This window comes from Desulfopila sp. IMCC35006 (assembly GCF_005116645.1).
Classification (GTDB): domain Bacteria; phylum Desulfobacterota; class Desulfobulbia; order Desulfobulbales; family Desulfocapsaceae; genus Desulforhopalus_A.
The window spans coordinates 1-16,744 of sequence record NZ_SWCM01000013.1 but is presented as its reverse complement, the minus strand read 5'-3'; the positions used below and the strand labels follow the sequence as shown (position 1 = coordinate 16,744).

At 44.5% G+C, this 16,744-nt stretch carries 8 protein-coding genes and 1 pseudogene; 8 read left to right on the top strand and 1 reads right to left on the bottom strand.

Going from position 1 to position 16,744, the window contains the following annotated elements; genetic code table 11:
* The first annotated feature begins 55 nt into the window (after positions 1-55).
* The 8 genes and pseudogenes from FCL47_RS18735 (at position 56) to FCL47_RS18700 (ending at position 14,659) form a co-directional block, all read left to right on the top strand.
* Positions 56-1,552, top strand: a complete 1,497-nt coding sequence (locus FCL47_RS18735; protein ID WP_136815171.1) for a type IV secretory system conjugative DNA transfer family protein — start codon at positions 56-58, stop codon at positions 1,550-1,552.
* A 1,311-nt stretch (positions 1,553-2,863) separates the two neighbouring features.
* On the top strand, positions 2,864-9,352 hold the full coding sequence (locus FCL47_RS18730) for an ATP-binding protein (RefSeq protein ID WP_136815170.1): 6,489 nt from the start codon (positions 2,864-2,866) through the stop codon (positions 9,350-9,352).
* Complete coding sequence (gene avs3b, locus FCL47_RS18725; RefSeq protein WP_167496561.1) at positions 9,339-9,986, top strand: AVAST type 3 anti-phage proein Avs3b; 648 nt, start codon at positions 9,339-9,341, stop codon at positions 9,984-9,986. The genes FCL47_RS18730 and avs3b overlap by 14 nt, the downstream gene beginning before the upstream one ends.
* Before the next feature lie 906 nt (positions 9,987-10,892).
* On the top strand, positions 10,893-12,149 hold the full coding sequence (locus tag FCL47_RS18720; protein WP_136815168.1) for a triacylglycerol lipase: 1,257 nt from the start codon (positions 10,893-10,895) through the stop codon (positions 12,147-12,149).
* Positions 12,150-12,528: 379 nt separating this feature from the next.
* Complete coding sequence (locus FCL47_RS18715) at positions 12,529-12,813, top strand: HU family DNA-binding protein (RefSeq protein ID WP_136815167.1); 285 nt, start codon at positions 12,529-12,531, stop codon at positions 12,811-12,813.
* A 42-nt stretch (positions 12,814-12,855) separates the two neighbouring features.
* Entirely contained in the window at positions 12,856-13,563 is a 708-nt protein-coding gene (locus FCL47_RS18710) for a thermonuclease family protein (RefSeq protein ID WP_136815166.1), read from the top strand.
* Positions 13,564-13,802: 239 nt separating this feature from the next.
* Positions 13,803-13,931, top strand: a pseudogene (locus FCL47_RS25730) (Bro-N domain-containing protein); the annotation flags it as partial.
* 371 nt (positions 13,932-14,302) lie between these two features.
* On the top strand, positions 14,303-14,659 hold the full coding sequence (locus FCL47_RS18700) for an HNH endonuclease (RefSeq protein ID WP_136815165.1): 357 nt from the start codon (positions 14,303-14,305) through the stop codon (positions 14,657-14,659).
* 268 nt (positions 14,660-14,927) lie between these two features.
* Here the strand turns inward: FCL47_RS18700 and FCL47_RS18695 are convergent, their stop codons facing one another.
* Positions 14,928-15,851: a PAS domain-containing protein gene (locus FCL47_RS18695; protein WP_136815164.1), complete on the bottom strand. Its 924-nt coding sequence runs from the start codon at positions 15,849-15,851 to the stop codon at positions 14,928-14,930.
* Between the last annotated feature and the right edge of the window lie 893 nt (positions 15,852-16,744).

Below are 16,744 nucleotides of genomic sequence, written 5' to 3'. Positions count from 1 at the left end.
TTATCATAATAAGAGAGGTCATCTGCTTTGACCTCTCTGTTTTGGGAGTAAATTTATGATCATTGATAACAATAAAGGTCAGAGGGGAACGGCAAGATTTACTGAGCCTTCTGATTTCGGGACATTTGATGAGAACGTGGATTTTGGTAAACACATGGTTGTAGGAAAAAGTTTACCAGGCAAGGTTGACGGTTCTCAGAAGGAAATGATTGTCGAAGTTACAGGGCATCCTTTGGTGATCGGTGGTTCAGGTTCATATAAAAGTACTGCCATCGGGGTGCTGAATATGATTTCAAGGCTGATGTCGTTTGTGGTGATTGATCCCAAGGGAGAGCTTTATCACTTAGTAGCATCATATCTTCAGGCGATGGGTTTTGAAATAGTCAAGCTCGATCCTTTTGATGCATGGAACAGAAAGTATCGGCAAGAGGGAGCTGATCTTGAAATATCTTCATCTTTCAATCCTCTTGAGAAACTTGACTCAGAAAATCCTGAGTTCGCTGATGACGTCGAGGAAATTGTAGCAGCTTTGATTTTAATCATAGGTTCTGATCCCCATTGGCCTATCAGTGCAAAGTCATTAGTTGCAGGACTGATTGCATACCTAGTCGAGAAACCAGAGGAAACTGCAACTTTGGGTAGAGTCAGGGAACTGTTCTGTGGTGGTCCTGCATTTATTATAAAATTAGCTGATGAGGTGGTTAAGGATGAGGACAAAGTTTTTGGAGAAAATAGTTTAGCACGCAGAAAGTTGGCTCGTCTTGCTGGAATGAAATCTGTCAGCAAGGAACTGCAGAGTGTTTACACCACGGCTGATGCGCAATTGCAATTTTTAGATAGCATGCCTATTTGTGATAGCCTTTCTCAGAGTGATTTCAGTTTTGCAGAATTGGTTGATCCGAACAAAAATATCGCTGTTTTTGTTATTCTACCTCTGGAAAAACTTGAAATACACAGTAAGTTTTTACGTTTGATGGTTGCTGAGACAATCAACACGATCTCGCGTGTTGGTGGGAATCCTGATAAGCCCGTAGGTTTACACATAGATGAGGCTGGTACAATAGGCTTTTTGCCTGCATTATCGCGGGCCATCGGCTATATGAGAGGTGAAGGTCTTCGAGTTACAAGCTATTATCAGTCTCTTAGTCAGTTGCAGAGAGATTACCCACAGGACTGGGAAAACTTTATTGACAATTGTGGTGTTATCATACTTTTAAAAGCTATGAGTATTGGTACCGCAAAGTATTTCTCTGAAATGCTGGGAAATACTACAATAGAACTGAAAGATGGTGGAGAGTGTCCTCAGGATATAGGCGAATTTGCGTATATGCTGCAGGATAGGTTTGCCAAACATAATGCCAGTTTTGGTGGAGGTAGTCGAACATCCAATACTTTTTCACGACCACTCATGACTCCAGATGAGCTTATGCAGCTACCAGAGAACCTCGGTATAGTTATTACAGATGGTCGGCCTGCTCTGTTTATGAAGGTGAAATGCTTCGCCGAAAAACCGTATTGTGATGTATTACGCCCCAATCCTCGATATCGTTAAAGTTACACACAGCCCACCTTATCCTGCTGCTTGTCTGGCAGGATAAGGTGGGGGGTTGATTCTCGCATCGTTGAACTTGGATTTGCATCGTGGGTCTGTCTATTTATTCATTACCACCTCATACTTCAATTGATTCCTTATTACACAAACCTCCATGAGTGCCATTTTCCACTGAGAAAGTGTGGAACAGAACAGCGATGATTTTGCTGCTGAGTGTCACAGCCTGTATTCTATCAAGGCCGCATTGAGAGTTGAGAAATTGGTGGTATTAGAATCCTATAAGAATTCCGATGATGATAGGGCCTCTTTCCCCACCTCTTGGTGTCATCACCTATTGATGTAGTGAATCGGGAAATATAATTGGCATTGAACACTCATCCTCAACCCTGGTCGGCTTATTAAAAGAGCCGACCAGGTTTGGTATACTGAAGAGAATGATTCAAGTTTGCTGGTACAGAGGTCACCATTGCAGGCAGCTTGCTATGCTCTGGCGAAAGGCTTTGGAGATTATGCAACGATGATGAGTTTGTTGTCTCGTGTAACGTGGTAAGCGGTCAACACAATCAAACAGCTACATGGCGACTAAAGATCAATCGGAGTGTTCCTGGTGTTCAGCAAATGCACAATCAGTGTTTTGAGAGGATGGGTTCGGTAATTGGCGGATGCTTACAGTAAGGATTCGTCACCTGTCGTCAGTCTCCAGTGTCAATCAATTTGGGCGTTCAAGGATATAAGGTTTTTCAGGTAAAAAATGAGGGGTAGGGGGAAGCATTGCTATAAATGAAGAGGACTCCGTAGTAGATTTTTTGATAGATAGTTCTTTTACGGAAGCTAGATGAACATAATTTCTACACGTAGTTTGTCGTGTTAAATCGACCAGCATTTTGGTCTGTATGGGTGACCTGAATACTTCATGGAGGTGGCATTGTAGGCACTCGGTTGGTGCTGCCAGAAGATATAGGTGTTTATCCGGTGTGCCGAGGTAATTGACTGTGTAACTGGAGATAGAGAAATGCGGAGGGCGTCTATACAGATGGCAATGGAGCAACTTTTCAGCAGAATACTAGCCTGAAATGACGATATTGTAATTACAGGACTATCAGGAAGAATATCAATCTCAGAAAATGATCTTCAGCATGGCATTGGCAGTAGACATCTTCTCCTTTGAAAGTTAGATATAGCCTAAGATAGTCCGGGATTTGTCTTCCTATTCCTTGCTCAAAATTTAAACCGTGGTCTGTCCCAGGTTCCCTACTCTGACCCCAAAAGACTGCTGCCCCCCAAAAGACTCATATAAGGAGAGAATCATTTGTGAGTATAGCCACATCATTAGTTGATTATGGCGGCGCTCGCGGTTCAAATGCCGGCGACCAGTTTCATGAATTATGGGCACTGCTTCATGTCCTTGAGCTTCTGAAACCCGATACTGACTTGCTCGCTGTTGGAGTTGAAGGAGTTCGAACCGAAACTTCATCTCAGACTGCTGATAATCCTACCTGGGACGGTGTTGATTGTGCCCTTTATTATGGCGGGACATCACTTGAAACCGCTGATCGTGTTGAGTTTGTCCAACTCAAATATTCTGCTGCAAATCCTGAGAAGAAATGGTCTGTTGCGAGGCTATCTGAAAATACTGCAAAGAAGACAAATAACTCTGGTATTCGCAGATTGGCAGATGATTTCATAGATGCCAGGCTGCGAATGAAGCAGGGTGCGCAATTATCCATCCGGTTTGTAAGTAATCAAAATATTTCTGATGAACTCAAAACGTTAATAGGCACAAGATGGAAGGGCTCACTCAAAAAAGCACAGCTTGACCCATCAACAAAGAGCGGCCTTCAAGAGCTGATTAAAGCATCCGGCATTTCAGAAAATGAGTTTCAAGACTTTCTTTCAGCCTTGGATTTTAGTGAGTGCGGTACTCAATCCCGGTTCTCTGTAAAAGAGAAGGTAGTGGATTCTGTCGCGAGTCTGCTCGGTAATGATGTTTCATCCGAAGTCCGCGAACTCCAGATAAGAACCCGTGAATTGATGCTTCCAGAACGGGCAGGAGAGGTCGTCACTGAAAAAGATCTATTAGTAGTTTGGTTCGGTCTCTGCGGGCGTGATGGACTGTTCCCTTGTCCTCCTGACATTCAGTCCCCTCAAAAAGTAATTGAACGCGAAGCTGTTACAGATGTAGTCAATTTGCTGACTAAGGGTGAACGACTAGTTTTAATCCACGGTGCTGGTGGTTGTGGAAAGACTACGTTAATGCATCAAATAACCGACCGTTTGCCGCAAGGATCGGTAACAGCATATTTCGACTGTTTTGGAGCTGGGCGCTACCTGCAGACCGACGATAAACGGCACTTGCCTGAAAATGCATTCCTCCAGTTGACAAATGATCTTGCCATATCGCTACAATTGCCGTTATTCATCCCTCGAAACCAGAAGAATCCTGCAACTATCAAATTATTCCTGCAACGCCTACACGCTGCAGGAGAAGCATTACACAGACTTTCTCCTCAAGGATTATTGCTGATCTTAATTGATGCCGCCGACAATTCGGTTGCAGCTGCTCAAAATATGATGCCTTCAGAGACTTCTTTTGTGCATGAGCTCTTCGGTGCTGGCCTTGAGAGGCTCCCAAGCAATATTAAGTTTATTGCTTCATGCCGTACAGACCCCGCCAGACGCAAGTCAATCAAGCTGCCAGCAGAAACGCCAGAGGCTCTTTGCCCCCCCTTTTCTCTTCAAGAAACAACGCAGCATTTAGAGGCCACATTCTCTGATCTGCCAGCCAATCTAGTTGAACAGTTTCATGAACTATCAGCCGGTAATCCTCGCGTACAGGCATATGCAATCGCAGCGGCTGAAGGCGAAGTCTCACGGCTCCTTGCAGGACTACTCCCTGGAGGGAAGTCCTTAGCGGATGTTCTCAAAGAACAATTCAAGACTGCGCTTCAGAAACTCGGATATCCTCAGAAATTCGATAATCTCATTGATACGCTGGCATTTCTACCCGCTCCAATCAATGTCTCCGCACTGGCACGTATTACTGATACGTCGGAAGATATTGTTCGTGATTTTGCAACCGACTTGTGGCCTGGCTTACGTCTTAAAGAGAATGAAATTACTATAGCTGACGAGGATTTTGAAGCTTTCATCAAGAACAAAGGTTCTGCTAATCGGAATGCAGTCACCACCAACATAGCAGCAGACTTTTACAAAACATTCCAGCTTGACCACTACAGCTCACTTCATGTCACGGATGCCCTCATCACAGCCGGTCGCGCCAAGGATATTTTGTTTGTCATTGAGAGCGACTCTCAAGTGGCGGCAATTTCTGACCCTATTGTGCGTCGTCAAGTTCAAGTTAGAAGGCTTAAGCTTTCTCTGGCTGCATGCCACGAGGCAGGGACAACAACGGATGCCCTCAAAACGGTGTTGTTCAGCGCCGAAGCTGAACATGACGACAGCACTCTAAACGAAGTTCTCGAAAACGAACTGGACCTGTCAGTGGAGTTTGCCGGTTCATCGTTACGTCGGACAATCCTTCTGGACCCTGAACGCATTGAATCGCAAGGGTCATTTCTCGCTCAGGATGCAGTTCGCGCGATTCGTTCAGGAGACCGAGTAACCGCACGAGAGCAGCTTTACTTTCATGAGGCATGGTTGAAGCGTCGGCGCACTGTCCAGAACAAAGAGATGAATGACTGGAAGGTCACGGATAGTGATATTGCCGCTCGCGTTGAAACTATTTTGGAGCTTGGCGGGCCAAAAGCTGGCATTCACGAATTACTTCGGTGGACTCCCCGTGATGTTGCGATTCGCGTCGCTATCATTCTTGTACCTCAACTTATCGCAGCTGGTAAATCCGAGTATCTTAAAATTCTACTCAAGGACCGCTTGCCGCGCAGTCCTTGGGATCTACTCTTATGGGTTCCGCTCGCCATGGCCGGTGAGTCTATCGACAGTGCAGCAATCGAAAGGTCACTAAAATACCTCAAGAAGCGCTTTATTCCTGATATCAACACCATAAGCGCTTCGCACAGCGACGAAGGTTGGCAACAAACTCTTCTCGATATTCTTATCACTGCATGCGAACTTGCTTTTAAAATAGGCGTGGATACACAAATTGTACTATCCACAGTAAACCTGATTTTGTCCGCACTCGAAGGGGAAAAGAAGAGACATTTGTACTTGTTCGACGTGTGTCGGATTGATGCCCTGTTCCGCTGCTGGCTTCTTAGAGAGATGATCAACGGAACAACTACAAAGGCGGAAGATTTCATTGCTTATACAACGTCTCTTAATCCTGAGCCGAAACCAATACAGCAGGAGAAAGGAAAAGGAGCAAAAACAGGAAAGAGAAAACAGCAGACTGATAATCGAGACATTGAAAAAATTCACAAGAAACTCAAAGCACTGTACCCCATCTATTACACCCGCCTGGAAATCCTTTCATGCGCCAAAAAAGGTCATCAGATAGAAGAAAAACAACTGGATAGTCTCAATATTGCTTCGAATTTATATGAATTTGATCACGACCACGAAAGTTCAAAACTTCGTACTGTTGCCGCACAAAGCGTCATGGGGTTGTTGATTGTTGAGGGCATCAAGGCAGTTGATCTTGCTAACAGGGCTAATCTGCTGTCTAAAGGCCGTTACAGTGATTCGTTCGCGAGTAACCGTTTAAAACTCTGGTCACGGATGAGATTACGAAATGCTGAATCAGAAATCATCGTTGAACAAATTGCAAACGCGGCAGATGATATCAAGAAACTACGAGAAGCTTCGTCCTCTAAGCTGGAAGCGCTAATTCGATTCTGCCGTCTTGTACTGCCGATCAGCAGAGACGATGCAGCGGCACTATTTAACGATGCTGTTATGATCGCAAAGGAAATAGACCGAGAAGCTTTTGATCAAATTGACTTCTTGTCTGTCATGGCTGATCGTGCCGATTTATCCGCGCAACAAGATGGCAGAACTATTGCCAGTGATATTTTCACATTCATTTCAGGAGCTGCCGAGCGTCTATCTGGTTACGACCATTTCCCATGGAACTCAGCTGTACATGCGCTTACTTGTGTGGACAACAAAGCTGCATTGGCGGCCATTTGCCGCTGGGATGACAACGGGACCGTTTATCTGCATGAAACATTGAGTCAATGCCTTCTGACAGCTTTGAAGCGTGAAAATATAAGTCTTGAAGTGGCAAGCTCCCTTGCCTTGTTAATCGGAGGTTCTAGTGGGGATCTCTGGCAGGAACTGGTATGCCGGGCCATTACAAATCCTTTGCATAACAAAGAGGTGATCGAAGGACTTGCAAAGGAAGCCCTGCTGCTAACTTCTCAAGAATCTCGTCTGAAATTAGGGGGGGAAATTGTAGGCCGTATTCCTGAAGAGAGCATGCATGTCGGTAAATGGATAGCTCATTTGAGAAATACTGTTGAGTTTTTGAAAAAAGCGAATAATGGCATCTCAGACGAGTCTGTCACTCAGTATGATAACTCAGCATATAGAAATAGCGATTACCAACCACCACCTGAATTCGAATTTGACCCACAAGGCAAAATTTTCAGCACACCTGAATCCATAGCGGAGGTTCTTCAAGCTGCGGCAGCATCCGGCCTGAGGCATAACGATAGAGAACTCCTCCGAAAAATGAGAGAAGCAACCTCAAATCTCCGGAACAGAATTTCATTTCTGAACGCTCTTGCCAATATCCCCGACGAGGCTCTTTGGGAACATACCCGCATCGATATGTTACTAGAGACTATTGGTGCATGGAAAGGGACTCCTGCCGTTGATCATTGGTGTAGTGAGACGTTGCCATCAATTTTGATTGAGAATTTTTGTGGTGCTGCTCGTTATCTCAAGGAGGAAGAGTCTGCTCTTTATCAGATGTTTGATTATGCAGGATTAGATGACAAGGGCCGTCTCAATACGATCCTTGCAGGGGTTTCAACAGCAGGTGAAGGCCTAGGTAGCCGTGCATTGTTCGCCATTGCAGAAGAAATTGCTCGCACTCTTGAAGGAAAAGAAGCTGGCAATTTTTTGGTTTGGTACTCTGAACGATTGAGAAACCGGATTCCTGCTGAGGAACACACTATTCTCGCATCAGACGACATCCCGAGTGATACGACTGAAGCGATTGCCCGTTTCCTGTTCGCTCTAATGAGCGATATTGATACGAGAGTCCGTTGGAAAGCGGCCCACGTATTACGTCAGCTGGCACAGCATGGTTGTTTGGATATCATTACCGCCGCTATAGATCAATCAAGCCGGCAACTTGATATTTCCTTCCGTGACCCCACGGCCCCATTCTACTTCTTGGCTGCCAAGCTTTGGTTAATGATTTCTCTGTGTCGTATTAGCTCCGAAACACCCAGTGCACTGGTTTCACATAAAGAGCAGATTCTTAATATTGCGACTTCGTCCGAATTGCCGCATGTTGCGATTCGGGAATATGCAAAGAGAACCCTGCTTCAATTGGCAGCATCTGGAGTGATTGCGCTGACTGCTTCCGAAAAAGATCAGCTTGATAAGATTAATGCAGCTATAAAGGGCAAAACTAAAAGAGGAAGGGATTCTTTTCGGTCATTCGGACGCGTTCGAGAGGGTAAGCGTAGATTCAGGTTTGATGAGATGGATACCCTTCCCTACTGGTACGAGGATATTCTCCGTATCTTCCCAACGATATCTCAGGAACAAGTCCTTACGATTGGCGAAAACTGGATTATCGACAAATGGAATGCTACCGACGAAGCTAATTACTGGGATAGAGAGCCAAGAAAGGCACGTTACGATCAACGAAAATATCATTTGTGGTCCCATAGTCACCACTCGCGCCCGACAATTGAACGCTACGGAACGCATCTGGAGTGGAATGCAATGTATTGCATTGTAGGAGAATTGTTAACCACTCATCCTGTTTCAAGTGATGAAGATGGCGAATGGGGTAGCTTCAGTTATTGGCTCTCCCATGTATTGTTGACAGATAACCCAGCTTGGCTTTCTGACCATCGCGGTCCCACGCCGCTCGAACTTCGGTTTTGGAAGGATGATCCAAGAACAGACAAGGGGTGGATGCAAAATATCAATCGTGTTGAGCTACTTTCAGAAATGGGCTTGCCTGCGCCAAACCGAGAAGGCTGGATTGTTGTCAGTGGAAGTTGCACAACACATTATAAGAAGAGGGTGGAGCAAATCCGGATAAATTCAGCTCTGGTGTCACCTGAGACAGCATCGGCTCTTGCTCGTGCACTTCAAACTGAAAGTGATGTTTGGGGACTTCGCTTGCCGTATGAAAAAAGTGACTATCAGATCAATTCAAAACCTTTTCGGCTTCAAGGTTGGCTTTCTTATTTAGAAGGCGATCTCCGCTTTGATGATAACGATCCCTTCAGGTATGAAGTAGGTCAAATACGTGTTGTTCCAGGGCATAAGCTGAAAAAAACACTTAAATTGGCGCGAGAGGCCACTGACCATCTATCCTGGGTTTCCAGTTATACAGGTGAAGCCGCTTTCAATTATGAAGCATGGTGTGATGAGCCGTCCCCTGATGATGACTACTATCCAAGACGGAACCGTTCAAGTGGCTGGCGGTTGTGGGCAAAGATAGACAAAGTACGGGATTTCCTTGCAATTGATCGATCTGATTTAATTTGTGAAGTACAGATTGAGCGTGAACTACGAAAAGAATATGGGCGGGCACATGAATCAGCCGAGAAAGAGAAAAAGCACCATAAAATCATCCTGCTCCGGTCAGATGGCTCCATCGCTGACGCCAAAGGGCATATTGGAAATTGGTAGGGCACTGATCAAAGAGTTGGCTCTTGAACCAGGGGATGACACTTTATGCCGCTGGATGGCTCACTACATTGCAGAGTTAATTGAAGGTGCGGAAACCGCAACAGAGGCTGATCGCCCGGAAAAGTTGGCAAAGTGTTCTGAAATAATCCTTGCTCTTTGGCAACACCGCTATGAACTTCCAAATGGCAAAAGGCCATTTGAGGAGTTTGAACCGATATTCAGGGCTATTGAGAGTCTTGACCCTGATGATGAGAGTCCCAGATATTTTCGATCTGTAAGAAATGCTAGCGACAAGGCCGACATAAATACGGAATCTAAAAAATGGCTTGAGCTTGCTGAAGGTTTGGATTACTCGGCCAAACTGCTGATTCGATATTGTTTGGAGCAAGCATCTCAGGATGCTCTTGATAAAACTCAAGAATGGGTAAAGCTGGCCGAAGCTGCAGCATTGGAAGATGGAATAGACCTCCCCGTTGTTCGATTCATCACTGCTGAAAGTGAACTTATGAACGAGAGCGGGACCGAAGAGAGGGCACGAAAACTGATTGAGGATCGAGTAAACCGACTGTACGCGTTTAAAGAGATGGCTGACTCACTTGCTTCAGATATGCTTAGAAAGCTTGAGGAGAAATAAACATGCATATTCGCCATCTGGAAAGTAGGTACCAAACCTGAACCTCTTGCAGAAGTCTCTCTTGCCAAGGAAGCACTGCTGGAGCAGATGAGTACCGTAGACCCGGCTATTCTATCCTACCGGTAGCTGCTGAGCGGGGGATTCCGGGGACAGCTTTAGCAAATGCAAATGAAGTCGATCCAGGCTATGTGCCTATGTTTCAGACAGTATAGGTTTCAAACAGATTTGTGGCCTATGATGCCATTTTAAGGGAAGGAATAGGCAAAATCGGATCACGGAAAATAAGAAGAAAAATATCGATCATCCAAACCATAAAATGCATCGGATAGCCCGGTGATTTTCGTATCGAACTTGCCACTCCCAATCTCTAGGAATTCTTAATCTCCTTAAACATTATATTCCTACTGTATATATGAACCTGGGGAGGGTGCTGATAATCGAACAGATCGAGCTTTTAGCATTATAAAAAGACGTTAGGTTCTATACTTGATTACTACTCAGGATCATGACCCATAATCAATCATTTTTCAAGCGCCATCACATTCGAGTTTTTCCGTAATTCCCTTTTGTAGTAAAGGTTGTAGAGGTATATGGATTTGAGCCTTAGCACACAAGAAGTTAAACGATCCTGCTGTCATTTCTGCGGAGGCTTGATGTCTTTCGATTTCGTCCAGATTCTGCCACTTGGTCAGCGACAATTATAATTCCCCCCCCCAGTAATCGGGTGTTCGATTTTCTCCATGTCCCATCAAGAGGTGAACTTACCAGGGAACCTGCGATGCTGCTATCGTGTCATATTGTACCATTCTTTCTTACCAACGCAGATAATGATTATGTTTTATACGTTGAGTTTGAATCAAACCAAATGTGAGTTGTATCAGCATGTAAGAAAATTTTGAGAAAGTTATGCAGAATTCAACGGTCATTACTTTGGTTCATGGAACTTGGGCGCAAAACGCTCCGTGGATTCAAGAGAGTTCACCTCTGAGAACCGCCCTACAACGTGCTCTCGGTAAGGACACAGTTTTCCGTCCCTTTCTATGGTCAGGTGAAAACTCTTTTGCCGGAAGACTGGCTGCCGCTGAAGACCTGCGAAAATTTTTGCAGGAAGGTATTGAGCAATCGCCAGGTGGCCGGCAGGTCATCATTGCACATAGTCATGGCGGAAACGTCACGATGAAGGCGCTCGAGAATTGTGAGTATGCTCAGAACATTGATGCGGTGGTTTGTCTGGCTACGCCATTTATTATGACGAGACTACGGCAGTTCGGCGAGCATTCCATGTTGGTTATTGTGCTTGCCAAGTGGCTGACATGTGTGCTACTCGGGATCGCGGTCAGCATGATGATGACAAACGTGCTTGGAGCAGACAAAGTGGGCTATTGGGGAGTCATTGCTCTTGCCTTGATGTTGCTTGGAGGTCTTGGTTCTTGGTGGACGATTTCCAGGGTTGGACGAGCATGGCTGCAGCATGCTAAAGAATGGGCAGCTCAAGTGAATGTCTCGTCGCCTGCCCCGCCAACTCGTATGTTTGTCATCAGAGCTGCCGCTGATGAAGCCACCGAGGGACTTTCCTGGATTCACTTCCATTCTATACCTGTATTGATCGGTTGGCGACTGCTTTCCTGGATTGCTATTGCGCCGCTGTCAATAGCCTTAAAAATAGATAACTGGGCGTATAGCCGTCTTTATGGTCGCCTCTTGGTTGGGGGCGGTGTGTGGTCAACCGTGGCGTGTTATATAAACTATGGTTACCCTGACGCCCCACCGGAGAAAAGGACATTTCTGTTGCTGTATATCGCAGTCCTTTTAACGATTGGCTCGGTATGTTCGAAAGAGCTTGGCCTGTTGCGGCTCGTAGCCTTTTTAGCTACTCCAGTCTTTGTGATTCTTGGTCTGGTGTTTGTGATGCTTCTGCTGTGCCTTTCGCTGGTGGTTGTGCCATTCAATACATCTATTCGAGGTTTATGGACGTTTGTAAAAACAGCGATCTGGCTTGGTCCAATCGACATCTCAGCGGAAACAGTACCACCTGGACGTACAATTCAAACTCGCCAGATGACTGCCGACACCAAAGAGGGTCTTCGACACAGCAGGCCGTATCTCGACCCCGAATCTATTCAATGGATCGTGGAGTGGCTCCAATATCATGATAAAGACTAGAGAGTCATTTGAGCGATCCGTAAAAGCCACGACGCAAGTAACAGCAAGTAAGAATTACATTGCGCTGTCTGGCTCAACGTCGCGCTGCCAGTTTTCTATGAAATTATATCAACAGAGACGGAGTCTTGTAACGAAGGTTGAACGCCTGATATTCGCGGGTTGGTTACCGCCAGACCCAACAAGGTTATGGGCGGAAAATTGTTGAAGCTGTTGTCCGGGGTACTCCTGATGATTGGCATTTTGTTGTTGTGATGTATTGGAGCGGAGGTTTTTGGGCTAGAATGCTTGAGTTATACCCACGATTTGTCGTATTCTAAAATGATTAAGATTCATTTCAATAAATTGGTAACCAAGATCACAAATCCAGCGGGTATAAATCGTGAATAAATCTGAACTGATAGAAGCTTTGTCTGAAGAATTAAATTTTTCAATCACAGTAACACAGAATATTATAGGCACCATTCTTGATAGTATAACCGAGAAGCTTGTCGCTGGTGAAAGTGTGGAAATCCGTGGGTTTGGGTCCTTTTCTGTGAGGCATTATGATTCTTATATAGGACGACAACCGAAGACAGGGGAGAAAATTGAAGTCAAATCTAGGAAGCTCCCGTTTTTTAAGGTTGGAAAGGAACTTAAGGAAGCTGTGGATGCCGGTAGGAAGTGATTCAACACAAAACATTAAAATGATTTCTACCAGGATAACATTATGCGTAAACTCTCCTTTCTCTACCTTCTTCTATCTCTCATTATCTCAACAAGTGCCCATGCTTCCACAAGTAGCTTTACCGGACAGACGATTGACGTTGCAGATGGCGACATGATCACAGTTCTCAACCAGAACAATGAAAGAATTAAAATTCGGTTAGCTGGAATAGACACGCCTGAAGGTTCTCAAGTCTATGGCAACCAAGCGACACAATTCACTGTGTCCAAGGTTTCAGGAAAAAGAGTACGGATATTTCCCGAGACCACCGATAGGTATGGGCGTACAGTTGCCATGGTTCTTATCAATGGAGAGAATTTAAACGAGCAGATCGTAGCAAGTGGAAACGGATGGGTGTACAGAAAATATTGTACTGCTGACTACTGCAATGATTGGTTGAAACTCGAAAAAGCTGCAAGAGATGCTCGTATTGGACTTTGGACGGACAGAAATTCTCAACCTCCCTGGGAATGGCGAGCAGAACACCGAAATGGGAAGAGTAATGGTAGTGGTGATAATGTTTCTGTTGTTACAGCTGCAGTTGCTGGCGCAGGATCATCGACTACTTATCATGGTAATAGAAGAAGTCATGTCTTTCATGGTCCTTCTTGTAGAGATTATAACTGTAAGAATTGTACCGTCAGATTGGGATCATATCAGGACGCGGTGGGGGCAGGGTATAGGGCTCATAGGGAATGCGTGAAGGAGTAGGGTGTTAGTGTCGAGCTGAGGTGTACAGGCGTAACCAATTGTTTCCAGGAAAATTTTGCAGATTATTTGGAAAATCGCTTACGAGCGAGCATTCATTTTTCGCCTTTATCCAACTGAAAGACAAGAAAGTACTACCAACGCCGACGATGGTCAGAAATGGAGCAATTGTCTTCTTTTTTGCATCTCGCACTACATGGGCGTGACGCTTACCAGCAAGCTCTGCAATCTGCCTGGAAGTCATGCTCATGTCGAAAGTTTTAATGTATGGAATGTATGCACTGGTAATGTAGTCTCGTAAGCCAGAAGAAAAATCATTCCGAAAGTGGGTTACATCAGAAGTATCGCCTACCATCCGTCAAACTGGTGGTGTTTATATGACAACAATATGCAGTTGACAAATGTGCTATAGCTGCAATATAGTTAGGCCAATGACTTAATAACTTGGTATTAAGCGGATAGTGAAGGATGAGCCTCAAACAGAGGGCATCTTGAGGCCAGCATTCATAGGATGTTGGTTCATTACATAACTGACATACCCATACAGGATGTCGGTGGCCAGTACCGAAATGGACTGGTTCCCGTTAGTGGCATATAGCCATGGCGGGCTTCAATTAAGAGAAGCCTACCTATGTCTCATGCCAGTCACAAAAAGTAGGCTTCATAAAGAATCAGGAAGTCTACTTGCCACATAAGAATTACCTCAAAAAGTGGGCTTCCGTAACTTTTTCGGAGTCCATACATGTCTATTCAGATTTCCCAAAAACGTCTCGTTGCATTCAATAAACAGTCAGGCTGCTGTTATTATTGTGGTAGTCCAATGTGGGAGGGCAAACAAAAAGAATTTGCCAACAAACACAAAATCACCAAAAAATATGCAGCAAGATTCCAGTGTACTGCAGAACACTTATTAGCTCGTTGTGATGGTGGCAAAGACCAAGAAAACAATATTGTTGCTGCTTGCATCTTCTGTAATCGCAATCGTCATAAAAGGAAGAAACCACTTGTTCCCCTTAAGTATAGAGCACTCATCCAAAAGCGGCTGCAGCAAGGCAAATGGCATCCTAAAAAGTTGCGACACTTACCTTCTCCACAATAAACAGATGGCAGAATAGCTACTTGCAGAACAGTATGTTCAATTCCAAGTGAAACATTTTAGGTTTTTATGATGACAGTGTAGTCCAACCTGAACCAAAATTAAACGCCAGGAAGGAAAGTACTATCGTGCATTCCCGGGTGGAGGCAAGAAGCGCGAGATACCCTCGGGCTACTCGACTCTTCTGATTTTAACATTGCTCAAAACCACGCCTAACTAATCGAAGGTTTATTATTGGATCCATATTGTTAAGGGAAGGTCACAGAGAAATTCAATCATTTTTTAACATGGGCCCAAAGTCCAGACCAAGGTCAGGGTAGAACCTTCTCGAACAATCAGGACACATAGCGTGACTGAACTTTGCTTTTGAGTGCTGACTGACGTATGACTCCACCTGATTCCAATATCCTTTATCATCACGAATTCTTTTGCAGGACGAACAGATAGGTATCAAACCATTCAGTGTCTCAATGTTAGCAAGGGCTTCTTGGAGATCATGTATGTTTTTTTCCAGTTCTTTTTCCAGACTTTTTCTGTGATCTACGTTATGGACTACCTCAATTCCGGCGATAATATCTCCTGCCGCATCTCGCAGCGGAGATGCTGTTATTTCAAAATATGAGGTACCTCCTGCAACAGGCTTCTGTATCTCGGTGCTATTAATTTGGCCAGTTTGAAAAGAGAGTAAGATCGGGCAGGGTTCACAGGGGGCTCCAACGCACCTGTATGCCTGGTAGCATTTTTCACCCAGATGGTCTCCGAATAGGGAGATGTGTATATCGTTTTGATATTTTATTGTGAGATTAATATCTTGAATGCTAATACCATCACCGATTGCGGCTATGATTGCCTCAGACTTTCTATGTTCTTCCTCAGTTCTGCTCATCGCAAGTTTCGCCGCCTCTTCAGATCGACGGATTGATAAAAAGAGTGGAGTAATGCAAGCCATACCGAGAAGCGTGAAAAAAGAAATAAGTATGGCTATTATCTCGTCAGGCAGAATCGACAAATTCTCATCCGCCCTCAAAATAGTCCAGAAAGATATTAACCTTCGAAGGACCTGTATGATGACGGCGATGACGATAAAAATCCAGGCAATTTTATGACCGGTAATTTTGATCAACCGAAACGCTAGAATAGCAGCAATGGAATGAAAAAGGACAGAGAGACCGACGATAATGACAGTACCTGACATGTGGCACTCCATGGATAGTGATTTGAGAACGTTCGGTTACTCTATCATAACGTACCAATTTTTCAATTAATTATTTCGTTTCGAATTATAATGATATCAAACATTTCCGGTATGAACATTCCTTGCTAATGAGCCGTCAAAGCCAATCGCAATGAAGCTCCTCAAAATGCTTCTCGACACTTTGTTTGACAATACTAGGGGGATTACTCTAAAGTTTAGTGAAAAATTGGTTCGTGTCTCACGAATCTTCCTATTGGCGGAGGATATTTTCTCATATTATCTAAGCTGGTCACCTCGTGATGAGTGTCAGGCAAAATGGTTGATACTAACTGATACACTGCCATGAAAGTATTACCAACGTTGACGATGGTCAATAATGGAGTACTTGTCTCGGGAGATTTTCTGTGAACAATCTGGGATTTAAAATTTTTTTTTGTTGTCAGGGTTATCTTGGTTTTCGAATGGCAAATAAAGATTCTTTATGTTGCTAGGTTTTTGGGACAACTTCTTCAGGATCTGCACAGTAGACACCTATAAGTCAGAAATTAGCAGGAAAACAGTACACTCGATTGGCAACATTAACTGCACAATTTGAACTGGAGTCAGTTTTCCTTAAGAATATCTTCCAGAAAAGAAATGGGAGTGAGGTTTGGTGTCTACTTTTTAACCTTCCTCAGTTTCAGAGGTGATCGTAGGTGTACAATACCCTAAGGCGGAAAGCAGTGAAGCCATTTTTTTTACGCGCCGTTAATGCTAAAAGCTGAGGTTTGACTAATCAACCGGACAGGATAGCAGTATCTTCAAGGAAAATCTCCAGTTCGGCAAGATCGATTTCAGAAAGGTTGAGTAGGTGAGCCTCTTCGTTTGCTGACAATTCTAAAGTGGGGTCTATC

Excerpts from the sequence above, each read along its gene's own strand:
- FCL47_RS18700 (WP_136815165.1), top strand. The coding sequence starts at position 14,303 with ATGTCTATTCAGATTTCCCAAAAACGTCTCGTTGCATTCAATAAACAG.
- FCL47_RS18720 (WP_136815168.1), top strand. The coding sequence starts at position 10,893 with ATGCAGAATTCAACGGTCATTACTTTGGTTCATGGAACTTGGGCGCAA.
- FCL47_RS18710 (WP_136815166.1), top strand. The coding sequence starts at position 12,856 with ATGCGTAAACTCTCCTTTCTCTACCTTCTTCTATCTCTCATTATCTCA.
- FCL47_RS18735 (WP_136815171.1), top strand. The coding sequence starts at position 56 with ATGATCATTGATAACAATAAAGGTCAGAGGGGAACGGCAAGATTTACT.
- FCL47_RS18695 (WP_136815164.1), bottom strand. The coding sequence starts at position 15,851 with ATGTCAGGTACTGTCATTATCGTCGGTCTCTCTGTCCTTTTTCATTCC.